The organism is Achromobacter sp. Bel (assembly GCF_012928505.1).
Classification (GTDB): Bacteria; Pseudomonadota; Gammaproteobacteria; order Burkholderiales; family Burkholderiaceae_B; genus Achromobacter.
In genome coordinates, this window is the sequence record NZ_JABBJN010000066.1 from 1 (window position 1) to 19783 (window position 19783).

Genomic DNA, 19783 nt, shown 5'->3' on the forward strand with positions numbered 1-19783 from the left:
GCTGCGCCGCGGCCGCCGGCGGCCGGCTTGCGGGCGTAGCGCGCTTCTTCTTCCTGGCGGCGTTGATAGCCTTCGGGGTCTTTCTGGCGTTCGACGTTTTCGCGGGTGCGCTCAATTTGCGCGACCAGACGGGCGCGGGCGCCCGTGCGGGTGCGCTTGGGCGCTTCTTCGGCGTGGGCGTCGCGCGCCGTTTTCTTGATCGTCAGCGTCTTGCGTGGACGGTCGTGTTCATCAGAGGACATACGAATCCTGGCGAATGTGCAAAGGTAGGGGGAATCAGAAGGGTTTGACGACGACCAGCGCCACCACCACCAAGAGCAGCAAGACGGGAACTTCGTTGAACCAGCGATAGAACTTGTGCGAACGGGTGTTTTTGCCCTGTTCGAATTTACGCAGCATCAAGCCACAGGCGTGATGGTAGCCGATGACGAGCAGGACGAAAAAGAGTTTGGCATGCATCCAGCCGTTGCCCGGGCCCACGCCGATGCGATAGCCCAGGTACAGCCACATGCCGAACACGATGGCGACGACGGCCAGGATGGTGGTGAAGCGGTACAGGCGGCGGGCCATGCCCAGCAGCGTGGCCTGGACAGAGGCGTCCGTCTGCTGGGCCAGGTTCACGAAAATGCGCGGCAGGTAGAACAAGCCGGCAAACCAGGAAGCGATGAAGACAATATGGAAGGTCTTGACCCAGAGCATGGCCATGGCGCGATCCGATCGAGGAAAGCCGCATTGTAAGGCCGGTGCCCACCTTCATCCGGCCCCGGAATCAGATCACGTACAAGTCCACGTACTCGTGCACCGGCATGGCTTCCAGCGCCTTCTGGTCCAGCGATACTTCCAGGATGCGGCGCTGCTGCTTGGCCGGGAACATGCGGGCCAGGTTGGTCCGGAACTTGGCCTCCAGCAGCGGGATGCCGTCCTGGCGGCGGCGCTTGTGGCCGATGGGGTATTCGCAGACGATCTCGTCCAGGCGGGAGCCGTCGTTGAACTCCACGGTCAGCGCGTTCGCGATCGAGCGCTTGTCCGGGTCGTGGTAATCGCGGGTGTACGCCGGGTCTTCCACGCACACGATCTTGTCGCGCAGCGCGTCGATGCGCGGGTCGCGGGCGATTTCGTCTTCGTAGTCGCCCGCTGTCAGGCGGCCGAACAGCACGGGCACGGCCACCATGTACTGGATGCAGTGGTCGCGGTCGGCAGGGTTGTTCAGCGGCCCCTTCTTGTCGATGATGCGGATGCACGCCTCGTGCGTGCGGATCGTGATGGCCTTGATGTCGTCGGCGCTCTTGCCTTGGGCACGCAGCAGGTCATGGATCTGCATGGCGCATTCCACCGCGGTCTGCGAATGGAACTCGGCGGGGAACGAGATCTTGAACAGCACGTTCTCCATCACGTAGCTGCCATAGGGGCGCTGGAACTTGAACGGCTGGCCCTTGAAGAGCACGTCGTAAAAGCCCCAGGTCTTGGCCGTCAGCACCGACGGATAGCCCATTTCGCCGGTCCTGGCGATCAGCGCGAGGCGCACGGCGCGGCTGGTGGCGTCGCCGGCGGCCCAGCTTTTGCGGCTGCCGGTGTTCGGGGCATGGCGATACGTGCGCAGGCTTTGACCGTCGACCCAGGCCAGCGATACGGCGTTGATCACTTCATCGCGGTCCAGTCCCAGCATCTGCGCCACGACGGCGGTGGACGCCACCTTGACCAGCACGACGTGGTCCAGCCCGACTTTGTTGAAGGAATTCTCCAGTGCGATGCAGCCCTGGATCTCGTGCGCCTTGATCATGCCGGTCAGCACGTCGCGCATCGTCAGGGGCGGTTTGCCGGCAGCGACCGCAGTGCGAGACAGCCAGTCGGCGGTGGCCAGGATGCCGCCCAGATTGTCCGACGGATGGCCCCATTCGGCGGCCAGCCAGGTGTCGTTGAAATCCAGCCAGCGGATGATCGTGCCGATGTTGAACGCGGCTTGCACCGGGTCCAGCTGGAACGATGTGCCGGGCACCTTGGCGCCGTGGGGCACCACCGTGCCCGGCACGACCGGGCCCAGCAACTTCTTGCACGCCGGGTACTCAAGCGCTTCCAGGCCGCAGCCCAGCGTGTCGATCAGGCAGTTGCGGGCGGTGTCATACGCCAGGCCGCTCTTGATTTCATAGTTCAGAACGTAGTCCGCGATATCGACCAGCACCTGGTCGGGATCGGGACGCACGTTGGAGATCGGGGCAGACATAGCGGTACCTCTCCATGGAATGAATACAGGTGGCCATGCTGCGCCCTTGCTCTCGTCTGGCTTGCGCCGGGGCTTACTTGCGCTTGTCCAGCGGCACGAACTTCTGGTCTTCCGGGCCCACATAGTTGGCGGTGGGGCGGATGATCTTGTTGTCGATGCGCTGCTCGATGATGTGAGCCGACCAGCCTGCGGTGCGCGCGATGACGAACAGCGGGGTGAACATGGCAGTGGGAACGCCCATCATGTGATAGCTGACGGCCGAGAACCAGTCCAGGTTGGGGAACATCTTCTTGATGTCCCACATGACCGTCTCAAGGCGTTCGGCGATGTCGAACATCTTGGTGGTGCCGGCCTTCTTGGACAGCTTCTTGGCCACGTCCTTGATGACCTTGTTGCGCGGGTCGGACACGGTGTAGACGGGGTGGCCAAATCCGATGATAACTTCCTTCGCCTCGACGCGGCGGCGGATGTCGGCTTCGGCTTCGTCCGGCGTTTCATAGCGCTTTTGCACATCGAACGCCACTTCGTTGGCGCCGCCGTGCTTCGGGCCGCGCAGCGCGCCGATGGCGCCGGCAATCGACGAGAACATGTCCGAACCCGTGCCGGCGATGACGCGAGCCGTGAACGTGGACGCGTTGAACTCGTGCTCGGCGTACAGGTTCAAGGAGATGTGCATCGCCTTGACCCATTCGTCGCTGGGCTTTTCGCCGTGCAGCAGGTGCAGGAAGTGGCCGCCGATGCTGTCGTCGTCCGTCTGCACGTCGATGATGCGGCCATTGTGGCTGTAGTGGTACCAGTACAGCAGGGCCGAGCCCAGGTTGGCCATCAGGCGGTCGGCGATGTCGCGCGCGCCCGGGGTGTTGTGATCGTCTTTCTCGGGCAGCACGCAGCCCAGCACCGACACGGCGGTGCGCATGACGTCCATCGGATGGCTCGAGGCGGGAAGGGCTTCCAGCGCCACTTGCAACTGGGCCGGCAGGCCGCGCAGGCTCTTGAGCTTTTGCTTGTAGGCGGCAAGTTCGGACTTGTTGGGCAATTTGCCATGGACGAGCAAGTGGGCGATTTCCTCGAACTCGCTGGTGTGCGCGATGTCCAGGATGTCGTAGCCGCGGTAGTGCAGGTCGTTGCCGCTGCGGCCAACCGTGCACAGCGCGGTGTTGCCCGCGACCACGCCCGACAGGGCAACGGACTTCTTGGGTTTGAAACCGGCTTTCTCTTCCGGCTTGGCGTCCGATTTGGCTTCTTGCTTCTTGGGAGCCGTGCTCATGTCTCTACTCCTTTCCTTTCGCGATTGACGATATGGGGGAAAAGCTTGGCGCCCCGGGATGGCCGCGGCGCCGGATACCAAAGGCGTTGCGGACTTACGCTTTGCCCTTTTGGAAGAGCGCATCCAATCTGGATTCGAATTCGTGATAGCCGATGCGGTCGTACAGTTCTTCGCGCGTCTGCATCAGGTCCACCACGTTTTTCTGGTGGCCGTCGCGGCGGATGGCGGTGTAGACGGCTTCGGCGGCCTTGTTCATGGCGCGGAAGGCCGACAGCGGGTAGAGCACCATGCCCACGCCCACGCTCTTCAACTCTTCGACGGTGAACAGCGGCGTCTTGCCGAATTCGGTGATGTTGGCCAGGACCGGCACCTTGACGGCCTTGACGAAGCGGTCGTAGGTGGGCAGGTCGTAGGCGGCTTCTGCGAAGATGGCGTCGGCGCCGGCTTCCACGCAGGCCAGGGCGCGCTCGATGGCGGCGTCCACGCCGTGCGAGGCGATGGCGTCGGTGCGGGCGATCAGATAGAAATCGCTGTCGGTGCGCGCGTCGGCGGCGGCCTTGACGCGGTCGGCCATTTCTTCGGTGGTGACGATTTCCTTGCCGGGGCGGTGACCGCAGCGCTTGGCGCCGACCTGGTCTTCGATGTGGCAGGCGGCCGCGCCGAACTTGATCAGGCTTTTGACGGTGCGGGCGATGTTGAACGCCGACGGGCCGAAGCCCGTGTCGATGTCCACGACCAGCGGCACGTCGCACACGTCGGTGATGCGGCGCACGTCGGTCAGCACGTCGTCCATGGTGTTGATGCCCAGGTCGGGCAGGCCCAGGGAACCGGCCGCGACGCCGCCGCCCGACAGGTAGATGGCGCGGTAGCCCGCGCGCTTGGCCAGCAAGGCGTGGTTGGCGTTGATGGCGCCGATGATCTGCAGCGGGCTCTCTTCGGCAAGGGCGCGGCGAAAGAGGGCGCCGGGCGATTCGGGTCTGGACATGGAGGTCTCCGTTCTTTCTTATGGCTAGCCCACGACCTTATCGCGGGTCCGGAACATGAATCTGTCCCCTCCGCGACAATCGCCGCAGGCCGGGTGAAGGGACAGGTTCATGCTTCGGCAATGGCGTTGCGGCGTTGCTTAGGAATTGGGCCCGCATGAACGGGCCCAATTCTTCACTCAACCGCTGCTTACTTCAGCAGGTCCTTGACGCCGTCGCGCTCTTCGAGGAGCTCTTTCAGCGTGAAGTCCAGGCGCTCGCGCGAGAAGGCGTCGATTTCCAGGCCTTCGACACGCTTGTATTCGCCGTTTTCGGTCGTGACCGGCACGCCGTAGATGATGCCTTCCGGGATGCCGTAGGAGCCGTCCGACGGGATGCCCATCGTGACCCACTTGCCGTTGCTGCCCAGGACCCAGTCACGGACGTGGTCGATGGCGGCGTTGGCGGCCGAAGCGGCCGAGGACAGGCCACGGGCTTCGATGATGGCGGCGCCGCGCTTGCCCACGGTCGGGATGAACGTATCGCGGTTCCAGGCGTCGTCGTTGATCAGCTTGGACAGCGACTCGCCGCCAACGGTGGCGAAGCGGAAATCGGGGTACATCGTGGGCGAGTGGTTGCCCCACACGACCAGCTTTTCGATCGCGGCGACCGGCTTGCCCGACTTGGCGGACAGTTGCGACAGGGCGCGGTTGTGGTCCAGGCGCAGCATGGCGGTGAAGTTCTTGGCCGGCAGGTCCGGGGCCGACTTCATGGCGATGTAGGCGTTGGTGTTGGCGGGGTTGCCGACGACCAGGACCTTGACGTTGCGGCTGGCCACGTCGTTCAGGGCTTTGCCCTGCGCCGTGAAGATCTGGGCGTTGACGGACAGCAGGTCCTTGCGCTCCATGCCGGGGCCGCGCGGACGGGCGCCGACCAGCAGGGCCACGTCGGCATCCTTGAAGGCGGTGCGCGGATCGCTGTGGGCGGTCACTTCCTGCAGCAGCGGGAAGGCGCAGTCATCCAATTCCATGATGACGCCCTTCAGGGCCTTTTGCGCTTTCTCGTCGGGGATTTCCAGCAGTTGCAGGATGACGGGTTGATCTTTACCCAGCATTTCGCCAGAGGCGATGCGGAATAGCAGTGCGTAACCGATTTGGCCGGCGGCGCCGGTGACGGCGACACGCAAGGCAGGCTTGGACATGGACGTTCTCCGTAATGGTTTGGCGAGAAAAATCTCACCAATCAGTGTAATCGTTGAGGAGGCCAAAACAGCGCGTGCGGGCATGCCGGCGCGGGCCCCTGACAGCCGTGAATCCTAGATCGATTTTACGGGTGCGTCAAACGCTCTTCTATCTTATATAAGACATAAGACGTTGGACAGCATCTGGCGCGATATGCCACAATAGAGCGTTTATTCGAATGCGTTGCAGCCCGGTCGGTTGTGCCCCTGACAGCGCATTGCGGATGTGGGTTTGCATCCTGTTTTGCGCTGCCCTCCCATCATCCGGATGAACATGACACTTTCAAGAAGATCCATGGCAGAGCCTCGGCCCGAAACCTCCTTACGCACTCGCGCCGCCCGTTCAACGGGCGAGGGAGCCGCTTTCAGTCCGCTCTACCGCCAGATCAAGGATCTGCTCGTTCAAAGCCTTGAGCGCGGCGAATGGAAGCCCGGTGAACTCATCCCCAGCGAAATCGATCTGGCCGCCCGTTTCCAGGTGAGCCAGGGCACGGTGCGCAAGGCGGTCGATGAGCTCGCGGCCGAGCACATGCTGCTGCGCCGCCAAGGCAAGGGCACCTTTGTCGCCACCCACCACGAAGCCCGCGTGCGCTACCGCTTCCTGCGCCTGGCCGCCGACGAAGAAGGCGAGCCCGGCCGTGCCGAAAGCCGCATCCTGGAATGCCGGCGCCTCAGGGCGCCCGCCGAGATCGCGCGCGCCCTGGACCTGCGGGCGGGCGAAACCGTCGTCATGATCCGCCGCCTGCTGTCCATGGGGCAGACGCCTACCGTCGTGGACGACATCTGGCTACCCGGCACCATTTTCCGCGGACTGACCCTCGAGCTGCTGACCGCCAACAAGGCGCCGCTCTATGGCCTGTTCGAATCCGAGTTCGGCGTCAGCATGGTGCGCGCGGATGAAAAGCTGCGCGCGGTGATCGCGCCGGCCGAAGTCTGTCCGCTACTTAATGTTCCCGCCGGCACGCCGTTGTTGCAGGTGGACCGGGTGTCGTACACCTATGGTGACCGCCCCATGGAAATTCGGCGGGGGTTGTACTTGACCGATCGATACCACTACCGCAATAGTCTGAATTGATGAGCTTTTACACTACGATTTGATACCAACCCTATCTCTGGGCGAAAATACTGTGTTTGCCCGCAAGGGCCACGGCATTTTCGCCGTCACGATTCCCTAGTTCAGAAACACCGAGGCCGTCATGTCCGACACCGCTGCCAAGCCACGTCCGCAGTTTCGCAATATTGGGCTTGCCCAAGTCGCGTTCTCCTATCGCCTGCCGCTGGCCGGCAAGTTGTCCATCCTGCACCGCATCAGCGGCATTTTGCTGTTCCTCTGTTTGCCCTTGGTCATCGTGCCGCTGTTCGCAGCGAGCGTGGCCGCACCGCAGTCGTTCGCCTGGATCGCCTCCATCGCGGCCAACCCGATCGTCAAGCTTGTCTTCCTGGTCCTGATCTGGGGCTACCTGCACCACTTCTGTGCCGGCATCCGCTACCTGCTGCTGGACCTGCACATCGGTATCGACAAGCTGTCGGCCAAGAAAAGCGCCGGCGTGGTTTTCGGTGTCAGCCTGGCGCTGACGCTGGTGTTCGGTCTCAAACTGTTCGGAGTGCTGTAAATGGCCGCCGCTAAAAACTACGGACCCAAGCGCCTGGTCGTCGGCGCCCACTATGGGGTCATGGATTTCATCATCCAGCGCATCACCGCCGTCATCATGGCCGTGTATACGCTGGTGCTGCTCGTCGGCATCCTGACGATGCCCGCCTTCACGTATGAACACTGGGTCAAGCTGTTCAATTTCTACGTGGGCTTCATTCCGGTGGGCCAGATCCTGGCCTCCCTTGCATTCATTGCGTTGGCCTGGCATGCCTGGATTGGCGTGCGCGACATCTGGATGGATTACGTCAAGCCGGTGGGCCTGCGCCTGCTGCTGCAAGTGCTGACGATCCTCTGGTTGATCGGTACGGTCGTTTACTTCGCGCAAATCCTCTGGAGCATTTAAGCCGTGGTCTCTGTCATGAAATCCTTGCCGCGCCGCCAGTTTGATGTGGTGGTTGTTGGCGCCGGTGGAGCCGGCATGCGTTGTTCGCTGCAACTGTCCCAAGCGGGCCTGTCGGTTGCGGTGCTGTCCAAAGTGTTCCCCACGCGCTCGCACACCGTTGCCGCGCAAGGCGGCGTGAGCGCCTCCCTGGGCAACATGAGCGAAGACAACTGGTACTGGCACATGTACGACACCGTCAAGGGGTCGGATTGGCTGGGCGACCAGGACGCCATCGAATTCATGTGCCGCGAAGCGCCGAACGCCGTGTACGAGCTCGAGCACTTCGGCATGCCGTTCGACCGCAATCCCGATGGCACGATCTACCAGCGTCCGTTCGGTGGCCACACCGCCAACTTCGGTGAAAAGCCGGTGCAGCGCGCCTGTGCCGCCGCCGACCGCACCGGCCACGCGCTGCTGCACACCCTCTACCAGCGCAACGTCGCTGCGCGCACCCAGTTCTTCGTCGAATGGATGGCGCTGGACCTGCTGCGCAACGAGGCTGGCGACGTCGTCGGCGTGACCGCCCTGGAAATGGAAACGGGCGAGATCTACATCCTGGAAGCCAAGACCACGGTGCTGGCCACCGGCGGTGCGGGCCGCATCTGGGCCGCTTCCACCAACGCCTTCATCAACACCGGTGACGGCCTGGGCATGGCGGCGCGCGCGGGCATCCCGCTGCAAGACATGGAATTCTGGCAATTCCACCCGACCGGCGTGGCCGGCGCCGGCGTGCTGATCACGGAAGGCGTGCGCGGCGAAGGCGGCATCCTGCTGAACAAGGATGGCGAACGCTTCATGGAGCGCTATGCGCCCACGCTGAAGGATCTGGCCCCGCGCGACTTCGTGTCCCGCTCGATGGACCAGGAAATCAAGGAAGGCCGCGGTTGCGGTCCGGACGGCAGCTACGTCGTCCTGAAGCTGGACCACCTGGGCGCCGACGTCATCAACAAGCGCCTGCCCTCGATCCGCGAAATCGCCATCAAGTTCGGCAACGTCGACCCGATCAAGGAACCGATCCCCGTCGTTCCGACCATCCACTACCAGATGGGCGGCATTCCGGCCAACTACCACGGCCAGGTGCTGTCGCGTGAAAACGGCGAGAACAAGGTCGTCAACGGCCTGTACGCCATCGGCGAATGCGCCGCGGTGTCGGTGCACGGCGCCAACCGCCTGGGCACGAACTCGCTGCTGGATCTGATCGTGTTCGGCCGCGCCACGGGCAACCACATCGTGAATTCGCACCCGGAGCGCCAGCGCGCGCACCAGGAGCTGCCGAAGGAAGCCGTCGACTTCTCGCTGGACCGCGTGAACAAGCTGGAATCGCGCACCTCGGGCGAAAAGACGCAAGACATCGGCAACGCCATCCGCTTCTCGATGCAGCGCCATTGCGGCGTGTTCCGCACGCTGGAACTGCTGAACGAAGGCGTGACGCAGATCGAAGACCTGGCCAAGCAAGCCGACAATATCTACTTCAAGGACAAGTCCAAGGTGTTCAACACCGCGCGCGTCGAAGCGCTGGAAATGGCCAACATGACCGAAGTGGCCCGTGCCACGATCAAGTCGGCGGCTGCCCGTACGGAAAGCCGCGGCGCGCACGCGTTGGACGACCATCCGACCCGCGACGACGAGAACTGGCTGAAGCACACGCTGTGGTACTCCGAAGGCAGCCGCCTGGATTACAAGCCCGTGCAGATGAAGCCTTTGACGGTTGAGTCCTTCCCGCCCAAGGCGCGTACCTTCTAAGTCCGGATAGAGCCCATTATGAGCACCAAGAGAATCGTCAAGTTCGAAATCTACCGCTACGATCCGGACAAGGACGAGCGCCCGTACATGCAGAAGCTGGACGTCGAACTCCAGCCGACCGACAAGATGCTGCTTGATGCGCTGGTGCGCATCAAGAACGACGTCGATGACAGTCTGGCCCTGCGTCGCTCGTGCCGTGAAGGCGTGTGCGGTTCGGACGCCATGAACATCAACGGCAAGAACGGCCTGGCCTGCACGACGAACCTTCGCGAACTGAAGGAACCCATCGTCTTGCGTCCGCTGCCGGGCCTGCCCGTCATCCGCGACCTGATCGTGGACATGACGCACTTCTTCAACCAGTACCACTCTGTTCGTCCGTACCTCATCAACGACGCGCCGCCGCCCGAAAAAGAGCGCCTGCAGTCGCCCGAGGCGCGCGAAGAGCTGGATGGCCTGTACGAGTGCATCCTGTGCGCGTGCTGTTCCACTTCCTGCCCGTCGTTCTGGTGGAATCCGGACAAGTTCGTCGGCCCGGCCGGCCTGCTGCAAGCCTACCGCTTCATCGCCGACAGCCGCGATGAAGCCACGGGCGAGCGTCTGGACAACCTGGAAGATCCGTACCGCCTGTTCCGTTGCCACACCATCATGAATTGCGTCGACGTCTGTCCCAAGGGACTGAACCCGACCAAGGCGATCGGCAAGATCAAGGAACTGATGGTCCGCCGCACGGTCTAGTTTCTAGTGTGAAGACTTTTGTACTTATGGTGTAACGATGAGCAGGCTAACTGAACTGGAGCGGGCGCGTCTGCGTTGGCGGGCGCGCCGCGGCCTGCTCGAAAACGACTTGATCATCACTCGGTATCTTGACGCTTACGAGGCTGAACTTACCGATGATGACGTGGCCGCATTGACCCAGCTGTTCGAGATGGGAGACAACGATCTTCTCGACCTGCTGCTGGCCCGCAAGGAACTCGAAGGCGAACTGGATACGCCCAGGCTTCGGGGGATTATTGGCCAGATGCGCGCACTCTGATTAATGTGAGAGGAAATAACATGAACCTGTCTGACAAAAAAGCCACTCTATCCTTCTCGGATGGCAGCGCACCCATTGAGTTCCCTGTCTACAAGGGCACGGTCGGTCCGGATGTGATCGACATCCGCAAGCTGTATGGCCAGACGGGCATGTTCACGTTTGACCCGGGCTTCATGTCCACGGCGGCTTGCGAATCGGGCATCACGTACATCGACGGCGACAAGGGCGAACTGCTGTACCGCGGTTTCCCCATCGAGCAATTGGCCGTCAATTGCGACTTCATGGATATCTGCTACCTGATCCTGAACGGCGAACTGCCGAACGAGGCTCAGAAGGCTGACTTCGACTCGCAAGTGACCCATCACACGATGGTCAACGAGCAACTGCACTTCTTCCTGCGTGGTTTCCGCCGCGACGCGCACCCGATGGCCGTGCTGACGGGCCTGGTCGGCGCGCTGTCCGCGTTCTACCACGACTCCACCGACATCACGAACCCGCAGCACCGCCACATCTCGGCCATCCGCCTGATCGCCAAGATGCCGACGCTGGTTGCGATGGCGTACAAGTACTCGCAAGGCCAGCCGTTCATCTATCCGCAGAATGATCTGTCCTACACGGGCAACTTCCTGCGCATGATGTTCGCCACGCCGTGCGAAGACTACAAGGTCAACGAAGTCGTCGAGCGCGCGCTGGACCGCATCTTCATCCTGCATGCCGACCACGAGCAAAACGCGTCGACCTCGACCGTGCGCCTGTGCGGTTCGTCGGGCACCAACCCGTTCGCCGCCATCTCGGCTGGCGTGGCTTGCCTGTGGGGCCCGGCTCACGGCGGCGCCAACGAAGCTTGCCTGCAGATGCTGGAAGAGCTGCAAGCCAACGGCGGCATCGACAAGGTCGGTGAGTTCATGGAGAAGGTCAAGGATAAGAACTCGGGCGTGCGCCTGATGGGCTTTGGCCACCGCGTCTACAAGAACTACGACCCGCGCGCCAAGCTGATGCAGGAAACCTGCAAGGAAGTTCTCTCGGCCCTGGGCCTGGAAAACGACCCGCTGTTCAAGCTGGCCATGGAACTGGAACGCATCGCCCTGTCCGATCCGTACTTCGTGCAGCGCAAGCTGTACCCGAACGTGGACTTCTACTCGGGTATCGTCCAGCGCGCCATCGGCATCCCGACCTCGCTGTTCACGGCCATCTTCGCGCTGGCCCGCACGGTGGGCTGGATCGCCCAGTGGAACGAAATGCTGTCGGATCCCGATTACAAGATCGGCCGTCCGCGCCAGCTGTTCACGGGTGAGGTCACCCGAGACGTGCCCCCGATGGACAAGCGTTAATCCGCTTTTCGCTTCGACAAGAAACCGCCTTCGGGCGGTTTTTTGTTGTCGGGGATATCATCTGGGCCATGATTCCCATCGCGCTCCCTTCCGCCAGTTTCTACCTGCTGCTTACGGTTTCCTTCTTTGCGGGCATCCTGCTTTGCGGCGGGCTGCTGGCGCTGGCGGTCAGCGCAGGAATGCGCCGCGCCGCGCGCAGGCACTGGAAGAAATCCGCCGTGCTGTTCGTACTGCTGGCGGTGCTATTCAGCTACTACGCGTGGTTCCAGGCGATCGTCTGGCAGGTGGAACGCGAGAGCGAACGGCAGGAGGCGGCGCGCAACGTCACACTGGCGCAGCCGACGACAGTGGGCGGCATCGAAATGCCCACCGGCACGCGGTTGAAGCTGCAGGACGAAGGGCAGCTTGAAACCTACCTGGAGGCCGAGTTTCCCCAACCGGTATCCGTATACGGCATTCAGGCAACGCAGGTGCGGCGCTTTCTTGGCACCGACTACGACCATGACACCTATGCGCTGATCGCCCGTTATCCACGCACCGTCATCCTGCGCGGCGCGGGAGAGCAGGTCGTGCAAGGCTGGCAATGCGACGCTACGCGTGACATCGAATTCGATGCCACGCGGGACGGCGCCATGAAAGCGCTGGACCAGTGCCAGCTGGGCCGCGGCAACCATGTCGGGGATATGGAGATCGCACCGGGATCGATCCTGTATGGTTCGGAAGGGACGGTCTACGTCGACGGTTTCAAGGATCCGGATCGCTGGCGCATCGATGTGAAGGACCCTGTGGCGGTGAAAGCCTTCGGGCTGATGCTGAGCAACCCCAGGATCTACCTGGACGGGGACCGCCGCCTGATGCGGGTCAGCGACACGGAACTGGCATGCGGCGTGCAATGGGGCGACTTCCGCCATGCCGCCGGCACGCAGGTCAAGACGGTCAGACGCGCAGAGGGGGCCGGCCGTGAACCGTTTCCGGGCGTCATCGTCTTCAGCCCCCGGAGCGGGCAGCCGGCGACACGCGACGGCCATGACGACGTATCCGAAGGCATGTCGGTGATGCAGGGCCTGGACGGGACGTTTGCCGGCATCGTGAAGAACGAAGAGGTCGGCGTGTTTGAGTTCGCCACGTTCGTGGTCGGCGACGAGGAGCCGCAAACCCCGGTGCGCGCCCGGTGCCCGACGCCCGCGGCCAGCGGGCCACGTTAAGAAATTCTTAAAAGTCTCTCCCGACAATGCGGTGTGCCGGTGGCGTCCCCCGCCGGCTGAACCGTAAGGGAGTGATGTCGGATGAGACTTCCGTGAAACGCCTGCACAGCATGGAGCTGTTTGCAGAAGTGGCCAAAGCGCGCAGCTTCAGCCGCGCCGCCGTCGTGCTGGGGCTGCCGAAATCGACGCTGTCGCGCCGGGTGGCCGAGTTGGAGCGCTCGGTCGGCCTGAGCCTGCTCAACCGCAGCACCCGCAAAGTGGAGCTGACGGGGGCCGGAGAGCTCTATCTGGAGCGCTGCCTGCGTATCGTCGAAGAGGCCCAGGTCGCGCACGAGGAATTGCAGGCCCTGACCGCGACGCCCTCGGGCTTGCTGCGCGTCAACATGCCGGCCACCTTCGCCACCGACGTGATGGCGGAGATTTTCCTGGGCTTTGCGCGTCGGCATCCGGATGTGGCCTTTCATATGAACCTGACCAGCCTGGAACATGCGGATCGGGTGGCCGAGCCCTGCGACCTGACGATCAAGATCGGCGACATGCCGGATTCCTCGCGCATCGCCCGATGCCTGGGATCCGTGGACGTCCATCTGTACGCGTCGGAAAGCTATCTGGCGGCGCATGGCGCGCCCAGCCATCCGGCGGAACTGGCCGCGCATGAGTGCATCGGATTCCGTGCCGAGCCGCATGGCGCGCCGACGCGGTGGCCCTTGATGCGCGGGCAAGAGCAGATCAGCGTGATGCCGGGCAGCCGGTTTTCGGTCAACGAGGCCGGCATGGCGCGGCGGTTGGCGGTGCTGGGCGCGGGCATCGCCCCGCTGGGCGGGGACCAAAGCGAGCTTGAGCGGTCGGGCGGCCTGCGCCGTGTCTTGCCCGGGTGGAGCCTGGGGCCGTTTCCGGTGCATGTCGTGACCGAGACGCGGCTGCTGCCGGCCCGGGCCAGGGCGTTCGTCGACTACCTGATTGCCTGCCTCGCCAAGGGCTGGCCGGCACCCGCGCTTATACGCTGATGTGCCGCGCCATCAGGACGGCGAACAGGGGCAGGAAGATGAAGAGGTGCGATTCGATCATCACCCAGCGCCGCACTCGCTTGATCTCGGTCAGGGCCGGCACGAAGCCCGGCTGCTGGCGGGATTGCTTTGCCCAGCGCAACATGGCCAGCGTGGGCGGGATCGAACAGAGCGCGATGATGACGAAGAGCGTGATCTTGGCGTGGAACCAGGGCGTGCTCATGTAGAACGCAGCGCCTTTCACGCCCAGCGTCAACCGCAGCACGCCAGTGACCAGTACCAGGATGGCGCTGACCCCGTAGAGGCGGTCATAGATGATCAGGCGCTTTACGCCGTTGGCGGTAAGGTCGGGGCGCAGCAGCACCGCTTCGGCGGTCAGGACCACCACCAGTACGAAGATCGCCAGGTAGTGGAACCAGGCGTACAGGGCATCGGCCAGCATGTCGTCTCCAGGGAAAAGGACAAGCTAGGTTGTACCATTCGGCCGCCGTGGCGGACTATCGCCGCGGCCAGCGTGGATGGCCGTGACGCAAAAAAAAACGGGTGCCCCGCAGGGCACCCGTTCCGTTAACGCCGGCTGGCGATCAACGGCGCTTTCTGGCGGCCTCGGCAGCCTCTTGCTGCGCATCCACGACGGCGAGCGCCGTCATGTTGACGATGCGACGCACGGTGGCGCTGGTCGTCAGGATGTGCACCGGGCGCGCGGCGCCCAGCAGGATCGGACCCATCGCGACACCATTGCTGCCCGTCATCTTCAGCATGTTGTACGTGATGTTGCCCGTGTCCAGGTTCGGCATGACCAGCAGGTTGGCGCGGCCCTTGAGCGTGCTGTCCGGATAGGCCAGCACACGGATCTTTTCCGACAGGGCGGCGTCGGCGTGCATTTCGCCGTCCACTTCCAGGTCGGGCGCGCGCTCTTGCACCAGCTTGCTGGCAGCAGCCATCTTGCGCGACGATTCCGTCACGCGGCTGCCGAAGTTCGAGTGCGACAGCAGGGCGATCTTCGGCACCACGCCAAAGCGCAGCATTTCGTCGGCGGCCTGGATGGTGATGTTGGCCACTTCTTCCGACGTCGGGTTTTCGTTGACGTGGGTGTCGGTGACGAACAGCGTCTGGTCAGGCAGCATCAGCACGTTCAGGGCGGCGTACGTCTGGCCTTCCTTCTTGCCGATGATTTCGTCGATGTACTTCAACTGGTTGTCGTACTTGCTGGCCACGCCGCAAAGCAGCGCGTCAGCGTCGCCGCGACGCAGCAGCATCGCGCCGATCAGCGTGTTGTGCTTGCGGATCATCGCCTTGGCGATGGCCGGCGTCACGCCTTCACGGCCCTTCAGCTGGTAGTACGCGTTCCAGGTTTCGTTGAAGCGGTTGTCGTCTTCCGGATCCACGATCTCGAAATGCTCGCCGGCCTTCAGGCGCAGGCCGGCCTTTTCGATGCGCATTTCGATGACCGCCGGGCGGCCGATCAGGATCGGGAACGCCAGCTTCTCGTCGGCCACGGTCTGCACGGCGCGCAGGACGCGCTCGTCTTCACCGTCGGCGTAGATGACGCGCTTGGGCGCCTTCTTGGCTTGGGCGAACAGCGGACGCATCAACTGGCCCGAGTGGTACACGAAACCCATCAACTTCTGGCGGTAGGCTTCGATGTCTTCGATCGGGCGGGCGGCCACGCCGGAGTCGGCAGCGGCTTGCGCCACGGCCGGCGCGATCTGGACGATCAGGCGCGGGTCGAACGGCTTCGGGATGATGTAGTCGGGGCCGAACGACAATTCCTGGCCAGCGTAGGCGCGGGCCACTTCATCGTTCTGCTCGGCTTGCGCCAGTTCGGCGATGGCCTTCACGCAAGCCAGCTTCATTTCTTCCGTGATGCGCGAAGCGCCGGCATCCATGGCGCCGCGGAAGATGAAGGGGAAGCACAGCACGTTGTTGACCTGGTTCGGGTAGTCCGAACGGCCGGTGGCGATGATGCAATCCGGGCGGGCGGCCTTGGCGACTTCCGGGCGGATTTCCGGTTCCGGGTTGGCCAGCGCCAGGATCAGCGGGCGGTCGGCCATGGTCTTGACCATGTCGCCGGTCAGCACGCCGGCGGTGGAGCAGCCCAGGAACACGTCGGCGCCGTTGACCACGTCGGCCAGCGTGCGCGCGTCGGTCTTCTGTGCGTAGCGCTTCTTGTTGGCCTCCATGTTTTCATCGCGGCCATCCCAGATCACGCCGCGGGAGTCCACCACGAAGATGTTCTCGCGCTTGACGCCCAGGTGGACCAGCAGGTCCAGGCAGGCGATGGCGGCGGCGCCGGCGCCCGAGCACGCCAGCTTGACCGAGCCGATGTCCTTGTTCACGACCTTCAGGCCGTTCAGGATGGCGGCCGACGAGATGATGGCGGTGCCGTGCTGGTCGTCATGGAAGACGGGGATCTTCATGCGCTCGCGCAGCTTCTTCTCGATGTAGAAGCACTCGGGCGCCTTGATGTCTTCCAGGTTGACGCCGCCCAGCGTGGGTTCCAGCGCCGCGATGATGTCGACCAGCTTGTCCGGATCGTTCTCGGCCAGTTCGATGTCGAACACGTCGATGCCGGCGAACTTCTTGAACAGGCAGCCCTTGCCTTCCATGACCGGCTTGGCGGCCAGGGGGCCGATGTTGCCCAGACCCAGCACGGCGGTGCCGTTGGTGATCACGCCCACCAGGTTGCCGCGCGAGGTGTACTTCGAGGCGGCGTCGTCGCCTTGGTCGAAGATGGCCATGCAAGCGGCGGCCACGCCGGGGGAGTAGGCCAGGGACAGGTCGTCCTGGTTGGCCAACGTCTTGGTCGGGACGACCGAGATTTTGCCGGGGGTGGGATAGGCGTGGTAATCCAACGCCATTTTGGTAAGAGTTTCGTCCATGGGATCGGGGCCTCTGAGGCACTAACTGAAAAAGAAAACGGGATGACAAAAGGCGGGCTCGCGGCCCGCCGGTTTCTTTGCGAAATGCTTAGGGAACACCCGTATTTCACCAGAAAGCGCGGGCGCTTGGTTGTTGCAGTGCAGCGAAGCGTCTACAAATCCCAGGGCGGGGTCTGCCGCGCGCGGGCATTCAGGGCCTGGCGCAACGTGTCGGCCTCCGCCTGCCGTCCCAGGCTGTCCAGCGCGTACAGCACGATCCAGTCGGCGCTGACTTCAAAGAAATCCCGCAACTGGGCGCGGGTATCGCTGCGGCCGAAGCCGTCGGTCCCCAAGGTTCGGTAAGGGGCGGGCACCCACGCTCGGATCTGCTCGGGCACCGCGCGCACGTAGTCGGTGGCGGCGATGACGGGCGCGTCGCTGGCGCCCAGGCAGGTGCGGACCCAGTCCGCGCTGCCCGCCGCGTCCAGCCCCAGCACGCGGGCGCGCTCGGATTCGCGGCCGTCCCGGGCCAGCTCGGAAAAGCTGGTGACACTCCAGACCTCGGCGTCCACGCCATGGTGTTCACGCAGGCGTTCGGCCGCCATTTCGGCTTCGCGCAGCATCGGGCCCGCGCCCAGGAGGCGCACCTGGGCTTGCCCCTGGGCGGGGCGCAGCAGGTACATCCCGCGCAGGATGCCGTCGCGCACGCCGTCGCCGGCGGGCATGTCGGGTTGAGGCAGGTTTTCGTTGGTGACCGTCAGGTAGAAGAATTCGTCGCGCTGCTCGTCCAGCATGCGGCGGATGCCGTGTTCGACGATGACGGCGACCTCGAAGGCGTAGGCCGGGTCGTACGCGCGACAGTTGGGCACGGCGGCGGCCATGATGTGGCTGGAGCCGTCCTGGTGCTGCAGGCCTTCGCCGCCCAGCGTGGTGCGGCCGGACGTGGCGCCGATCAGGAAGCCCCGCGTGCGCTGGTCGGCGGCCGCCCAGATCAGGTCGCCGATGCGCTGGAAGCCGAACATCGAGTAATAGATATAGAAAGGCAGCATCGGCAGGCCGTTGACCGAATAGCTGGTGCCGGCCGCGGTCCAGGATGAGATCGCGCCCGCTTCGGTGATACCTTCCTCCAGGATCTGGCCGTCGCGCGCTTCGCGGTAATACAGCACCGAGCCGATGTCCTCGGGCTCGTACAACTGGCCTTGCGCCGAATAGATGCCGATCTGGCGGAACAGGTTGGCCATGCCGAACGTGCGCGCTTCGTCCGCCACGATGGGCACGATGCGCGAGCCCACGGTGGCGTCCTTGAGCAGTGCCGTCAGCATGCGCACGATGGCCATGGTCGACGACATTTCCTTGCCGTCGGCGGCCAGCGCAAAGCGCGCCCAGTGTTCGGCATCGGGCGGCGTCAGGCGCGGGGCCTGCGTGCGGCGGCGGGGAATGTGGCCGCCCAGCGCTGCGCGGCGCGCTTGCAGGTGGCGCAGTTCGGTGCTGTCTTCGGCGGGGCGGTAGAACTTGAGCGCCAGGCAGTCGGCGTCCGAGATCGGCAGCGCGAAACGGTCGCGGAAGGCCAGCAGGGCCTCGTCATCCAGCTTCTTCTGCTGGTGCGTCGTCATCTTGCCCTGGCCGGCCGAGCCCATGCCAAAGCCCTTCTTGGTCTGCGCCAGGATCACGGTGGGTTGGCCGCGGTGCCGGGCCGCGCGGTGGTAGGCAGCGTGGATCTTCACCATGTCGTGGCCGCCACGATGCAGGCGGTCGATGGCCTCGTCGGTCCAGTCGGCCACCAGCGCGGCCAGTTCGGGGTTCTGGTTGAAGAAATGGGCGCGGTTGAAGGCGCCGTCGTTGGCGGCGAAGGTCTGGAATTGGCCGTCCACCGTATTGGCGAAGGCGCGGGCCAGCGCACCGCCGGTATCGCGCCGGAGCAGGGCGTCCCAGTCGCTGCCCCAGACCAGCTTGATCACGTTCCAGCCGGCGCCCGCGTACAGCGTTTCCAGCTCGTCGATGATGCGGCCGTTGCCGCGCACCGGGCCATCCAGCCGCTGCAGGTTGCAGTTGACGACAAAGACCAGGTTGTCGAGCTTTTCGCGCGCGGCCAGCGTCAGCGCGGCGATGGATTCGGGTTCGTCCATTTCACCGTCGCCGAAGATGCCCCAGACCTTGCGGTCGCCGCCGGGCACGAGCGAGCGGTGTTCCAGGTAGCGCATGAAGCGCGCCTGGTAGATGGCGTTGATGGGGCCGATGCCCATGGACCCCGTGGGGAACTGCCAGAAATCCGGCATCAGCCACGGGTGGGGATAGGACGAGAGCCCGCGCAGGCCGTTCGCCGTGGCGGTGATTTCCTGGCGGAAGTGGGCCAGGTCGTCTTCGCCAAGGAAACCTTCCAGATAGGCGCGGGCATAGACGCCGGGCGCCGAATGGGGCTGCATGTAGACCAGGTCGCCGGGGCCGTCGGCCGACTGCGCGCGGAAGAAATGGTTGAAGCCGACTTCGAACAGGTCGGCGGCGGATGCGTAGCTGGCGATGTGGCCGCCCAGCTCGCCATGCGCCTGGTTGGCGCGCACGACCATGGCCAGCGCGTTCCAGCGGTTGATGCGGGCGATGCGTTCTTCAACCGCCAGGTTGCCGGGGAAGGGCGGTTCCTGGTCGGCGGGTATGGTGTTCAGATAGGCGGTGCGGGTCTGGCTGTTGGCGCGCAGACCCAGCGACGCGGCATGCCCAAGCAGGTTGTCCAGCACGTAGCCGGCTCGGCCGGCCCCTCCGGTATCAAGCAGCGACTGCAGGGCGTCGCGCCATTCGGCGGTTTCCGATGGGTCGGCGTCGTGCCGGTCGTCTTGCCCGGCGGTAGGGTGGCTGGCGTCGCGCATGGTCGTGATGTCTCCT

Annotated in this window: 17 protein-coding genes and 1 pseudogene; 9 read left to right on the forward strand and 9 right to left on the reverse strand. The window is 64.0% G+C overall.

Annotation, left to right across the window (positions count from 1 at the left end):
* The 6 genes and pseudogenes from HG262_RS31095 to HG262_RS27100 form a co-directional block, all read right to left on the reverse strand.
* Nucleotides 1–242 (reverse strand): annotated as a pseudogene (locus HG262_RS31095) (DNA methyltransferase); the annotation flags it as partial.
* A 34-nt stretch (nt 243–276) separates the two neighbouring features.
* Nucleotides 277–705, reverse strand: a complete 429-nt coding sequence (locus tag HG262_RS27080; RefSeq protein ID WP_175216749.1) for a CopD family protein — start codon at nt 703–705, stop codon at nt 277–279.
* Between the two features lie 64 nt (nt 706–769).
* Nucleotides 770–2221 carry a bifunctional 2-methylcitrate dehydratase/aconitate hydratase gene (locus tag HG262_RS27085; protein WP_169273960.1) on the reverse strand — a complete coding sequence of 484 codons (1452 nt, stop codon included), beginning with the start codon at nt 2219–2221 and terminating at the stop codon, nt 770–772.
* Between the two features lie 73 nt (nt 2222–2294).
* The gene (gene prpC, locus HG262_RS27090) at nt 2295–3488 is read right to left on the reverse strand and encodes a 2-methylcitrate synthase (protein ID WP_169273961.1); all 1194 of its coding nucleotides are present in this window, start codon (nt 3486–3488) and stop codon (nt 2295–2297) included.
* A gap of 94 nt (nt 3489–3582) precedes the next feature.
* Nucleotides 3583–4473 carry a methylisocitrate lyase gene (prpB, locus tag HG262_RS27095; protein WP_006218121.1) on the reverse strand — a complete coding sequence of 297 codons (891 nt, stop codon included), beginning with the start codon at nt 4471–4473 and terminating at the stop codon, nt 3583–3585.
* 188 nt (nt 4474–4661) lie between these two features.
* Nucleotides 4662–5651: a malate dehydrogenase gene (locus tag HG262_RS27100; RefSeq protein WP_006223902.1), complete on the reverse strand. Its 990-nt coding sequence runs from the start codon at nt 5649–5651 to the stop codon at nt 4662–4664.
* Nucleotides 5652–5985: 334 nt separating this feature from the next.
* On the opposite strand from HG262_RS27100, the gene HG262_RS27105 reads away from it, so the two are divergent.
* From HG262_RS27105 to HG262_RS27145, 9 genes are all read left to right on the forward strand, one after another.
* The gene (locus HG262_RS27105; RefSeq protein ID WP_006223903.1) at nt 5986–6765 is read left to right on the forward strand and encodes a GntR family transcriptional regulator; all 780 of its coding nucleotides are present in this window, start codon (nt 5986–5988) and stop codon (nt 6763–6765) included.
* Between the two features lie 121 nt (nt 6766–6886).
* Nucleotides 6887–7303 carry a succinate dehydrogenase, cytochrome b556 subunit gene (gene sdhC / locus HG262_RS27110; RefSeq protein WP_006223904.1) on the forward strand — a complete coding sequence of 139 codons (417 nt, stop codon included), beginning with the start codon at nt 6887–6889 and terminating at the stop codon, nt 7301–7303.
* A complete protein-coding gene (sdhD, locus tag HG262_RS27115; protein ID WP_006223905.1) occupies nt 7304–7687 on the forward strand; it encodes a succinate dehydrogenase, hydrophobic membrane anchor protein in 384 nt (127 codons plus the stop codon).
* Nucleotides 7688–7690: 3 nt separating this feature from the next.
* Nucleotides 7691–9469: a succinate dehydrogenase flavoprotein subunit gene (gene sdhA / locus HG262_RS27120; RefSeq protein ID WP_169273962.1), complete on the forward strand. Its 1779-nt coding sequence runs from the start codon at nt 7691–7693 to the stop codon at nt 9467–9469.
* 18 nt (nt 9470–9487) lie between these two features.
* The gene (locus HG262_RS27125; RefSeq protein WP_105555041.1) at nt 9488–10204 is read left to right on the forward strand and encodes a succinate dehydrogenase iron-sulfur subunit; all 717 of its coding nucleotides are present in this window, start codon (nt 9488–9490) and stop codon (nt 10202–10204) included.
* A gap of 37 nt (nt 10205–10241) precedes the next feature.
* Nucleotides 10242–10502 (forward strand): succinate dehydrogenase assembly factor 2, encoded by a 261-nt coding sequence (locus tag HG262_RS27130; RefSeq protein WP_046802661.1) that lies wholly within the window; start codon nt 10242–10244, stop codon nt 10500–10502.
* Nucleotides 10503–10522: 20 nt separating this feature from the next.
* Nucleotides 10523–11833 (forward strand): citrate synthase, encoded by a 1311-nt coding sequence (locus HG262_RS27135; RefSeq protein WP_169273963.1) that lies wholly within the window; start codon nt 10523–10525, stop codon nt 11831–11833.
* A gap of 68 nt (nt 11834–11901) precedes the next feature.
* Nucleotides 11902–13038 (forward strand): hypothetical protein, encoded by a 1137-nt coding sequence (locus HG262_RS27140; RefSeq protein ID WP_169273964.1) that lies wholly within the window; start codon nt 11902–11904, stop codon nt 13036–13038.
* A gap of 110 nt (nt 13039–13148) precedes the next feature.
* On the forward strand, nt 13149–14045 hold the full coding sequence (locus tag HG262_RS27145) for a LysR family transcriptional regulator (protein WP_169273975.1): 897 nt from the start codon (nt 13149–13151) through the stop codon (nt 14043–14045).
* Here the strand turns inward: HG262_RS27145 and HG262_RS27150 are convergent.
* The 3 genes from HG262_RS27150 to mdeB all read right to left on the reverse strand — a co-directional run bounded on the left by HG262_RS27150 (nt 14035) and on the right by mdeB (nt 19767).
* Nucleotides 14035–14487, reverse strand: a complete 453-nt coding sequence (locus HG262_RS27150) for a DUF2214 family protein (RefSeq protein ID WP_169273965.1) — start codon at nt 14485–14487, stop codon at nt 14035–14037. The genes HG262_RS27145 and HG262_RS27150 overlap by 11 nt on opposite strands.
* A gap of 142 nt (nt 14488–14629) precedes the next feature.
* Entirely contained in the window at nt 14630–16927 is a 2298-nt protein-coding gene (locus tag HG262_RS27155) for an NADP-dependent malic enzyme (RefSeq protein WP_169273966.1), read from the reverse strand.
* A gap of 152 nt (nt 16928–17079) precedes the next feature.
* On the reverse strand, nt 17080–19767 hold the full coding sequence (gene mdeB, locus HG262_RS27160) for an alpha-ketoglutarate dehydrogenase (protein ID WP_169273967.1): 2688 nt from the start codon (nt 19765–19767) through the stop codon (nt 17080–17082).
* Nucleotides 19768–19783 lie beyond the last annotated feature (16 nt).

Bases quoted from the DNA above. Each gene is read 5' to 3' on its own strand.
- HG262_RS27145 (WP_169273975.1), top strand. From the start codon at position 13,149: ATGGAGCTGTTTGCAGAAGTGGCCAAAGCGCGCAGCTTCAGCCGCGCC.
- HG262_RS27100 (WP_006223902.1), bottom strand. From the start codon at position 5,651: ATGTCCAAGCCTGCCTTGCGTGTCGCCGTCACCGGCGCCGCCGGCCAA.
- HG262_RS27135 (WP_169273963.1), top strand. From the start codon at position 10,523: ATGAACCTGTCTGACAAAAAAGCCACTCTATCCTTCTCGGATGGCAGC.
- HG262_RS27150 (WP_169273965.1), bottom strand. From the start codon at position 14,487: ATGCTGGCCGATGCCCTGTACGCCTGGTTCCACTACCTGGCGATCTTC.
- HG262_RS27155 (WP_169273966.1), bottom strand. From the start codon at position 16,927: ATGGACGAAACTCTTACCAAAATGGCGTTGGATTACCACGCCTATCCC.
- sdhD (WP_006223905.1), top strand. From the start codon at position 7,304: ATGGCCGCCGCTAAAAACTACGGACCCAAGCGCCTGGTCGTCGGCGCC.
- prpB (WP_006218121.1), bottom strand. From the start codon at position 4,473: ATGTCCAGACCCGAATCGCCCGGCGCCCTCTTTCGCCGCGCCCTTGCC.
- mdeB (WP_169273967.1), bottom strand. From the start codon at position 19,767: ATGCGCGACGCCAGCCACCCTACCGCCGGGCAAGACGACCGGCACGAC.
- HG262_RS27085 (WP_169273960.1), bottom strand. From the start codon at position 2,221: ATGTCTGCCCCGATCTCCAACGTGCGTCCCGATCCCGACCAGGTGCTG.
- HG262_RS27140 (WP_169273964.1), top strand. From the start codon at position 11,902: ATGATTCCCATCGCGCTCCCTTCCGCCAGTTTCTACCTGCTGCTTACG.
- HG262_RS27105 (WP_006223903.1), top strand. From the start codon at position 5,986: ATGGCAGAGCCTCGGCCCGAAACCTCCTTACGCACTCGCGCCGCCCGT.
- prpC (WP_169273961.1), bottom strand. From the start codon at position 3,488: ATGAGCACGGCTCCCAAGAAGCAAGAAGCCAAATCGGACGCCAAGCCG.
- HG262_RS27080 (WP_175216749.1), bottom strand. From the start codon at position 705: ATGGCCATGCTCTGGGTCAAGACCTTCCATATTGTCTTCATCGCTTCC.
- HG262_RS27130 (WP_046802661.1), top strand. From the start codon at position 10,242: ATGAGCAGGCTAACTGAACTGGAGCGGGCGCGTCTGCGTTGGCGGGCG.
- sdhC (WP_006223904.1), top strand. From the start codon at position 6,887: ATGTCCGACACCGCTGCCAAGCCACGTCCGCAGTTTCGCAATATTGGG.
- HG262_RS27125 (WP_105555041.1), top strand. From the start codon at position 9,488: ATGAGCACCAAGAGAATCGTCAAGTTCGAAATCTACCGCTACGATCCG.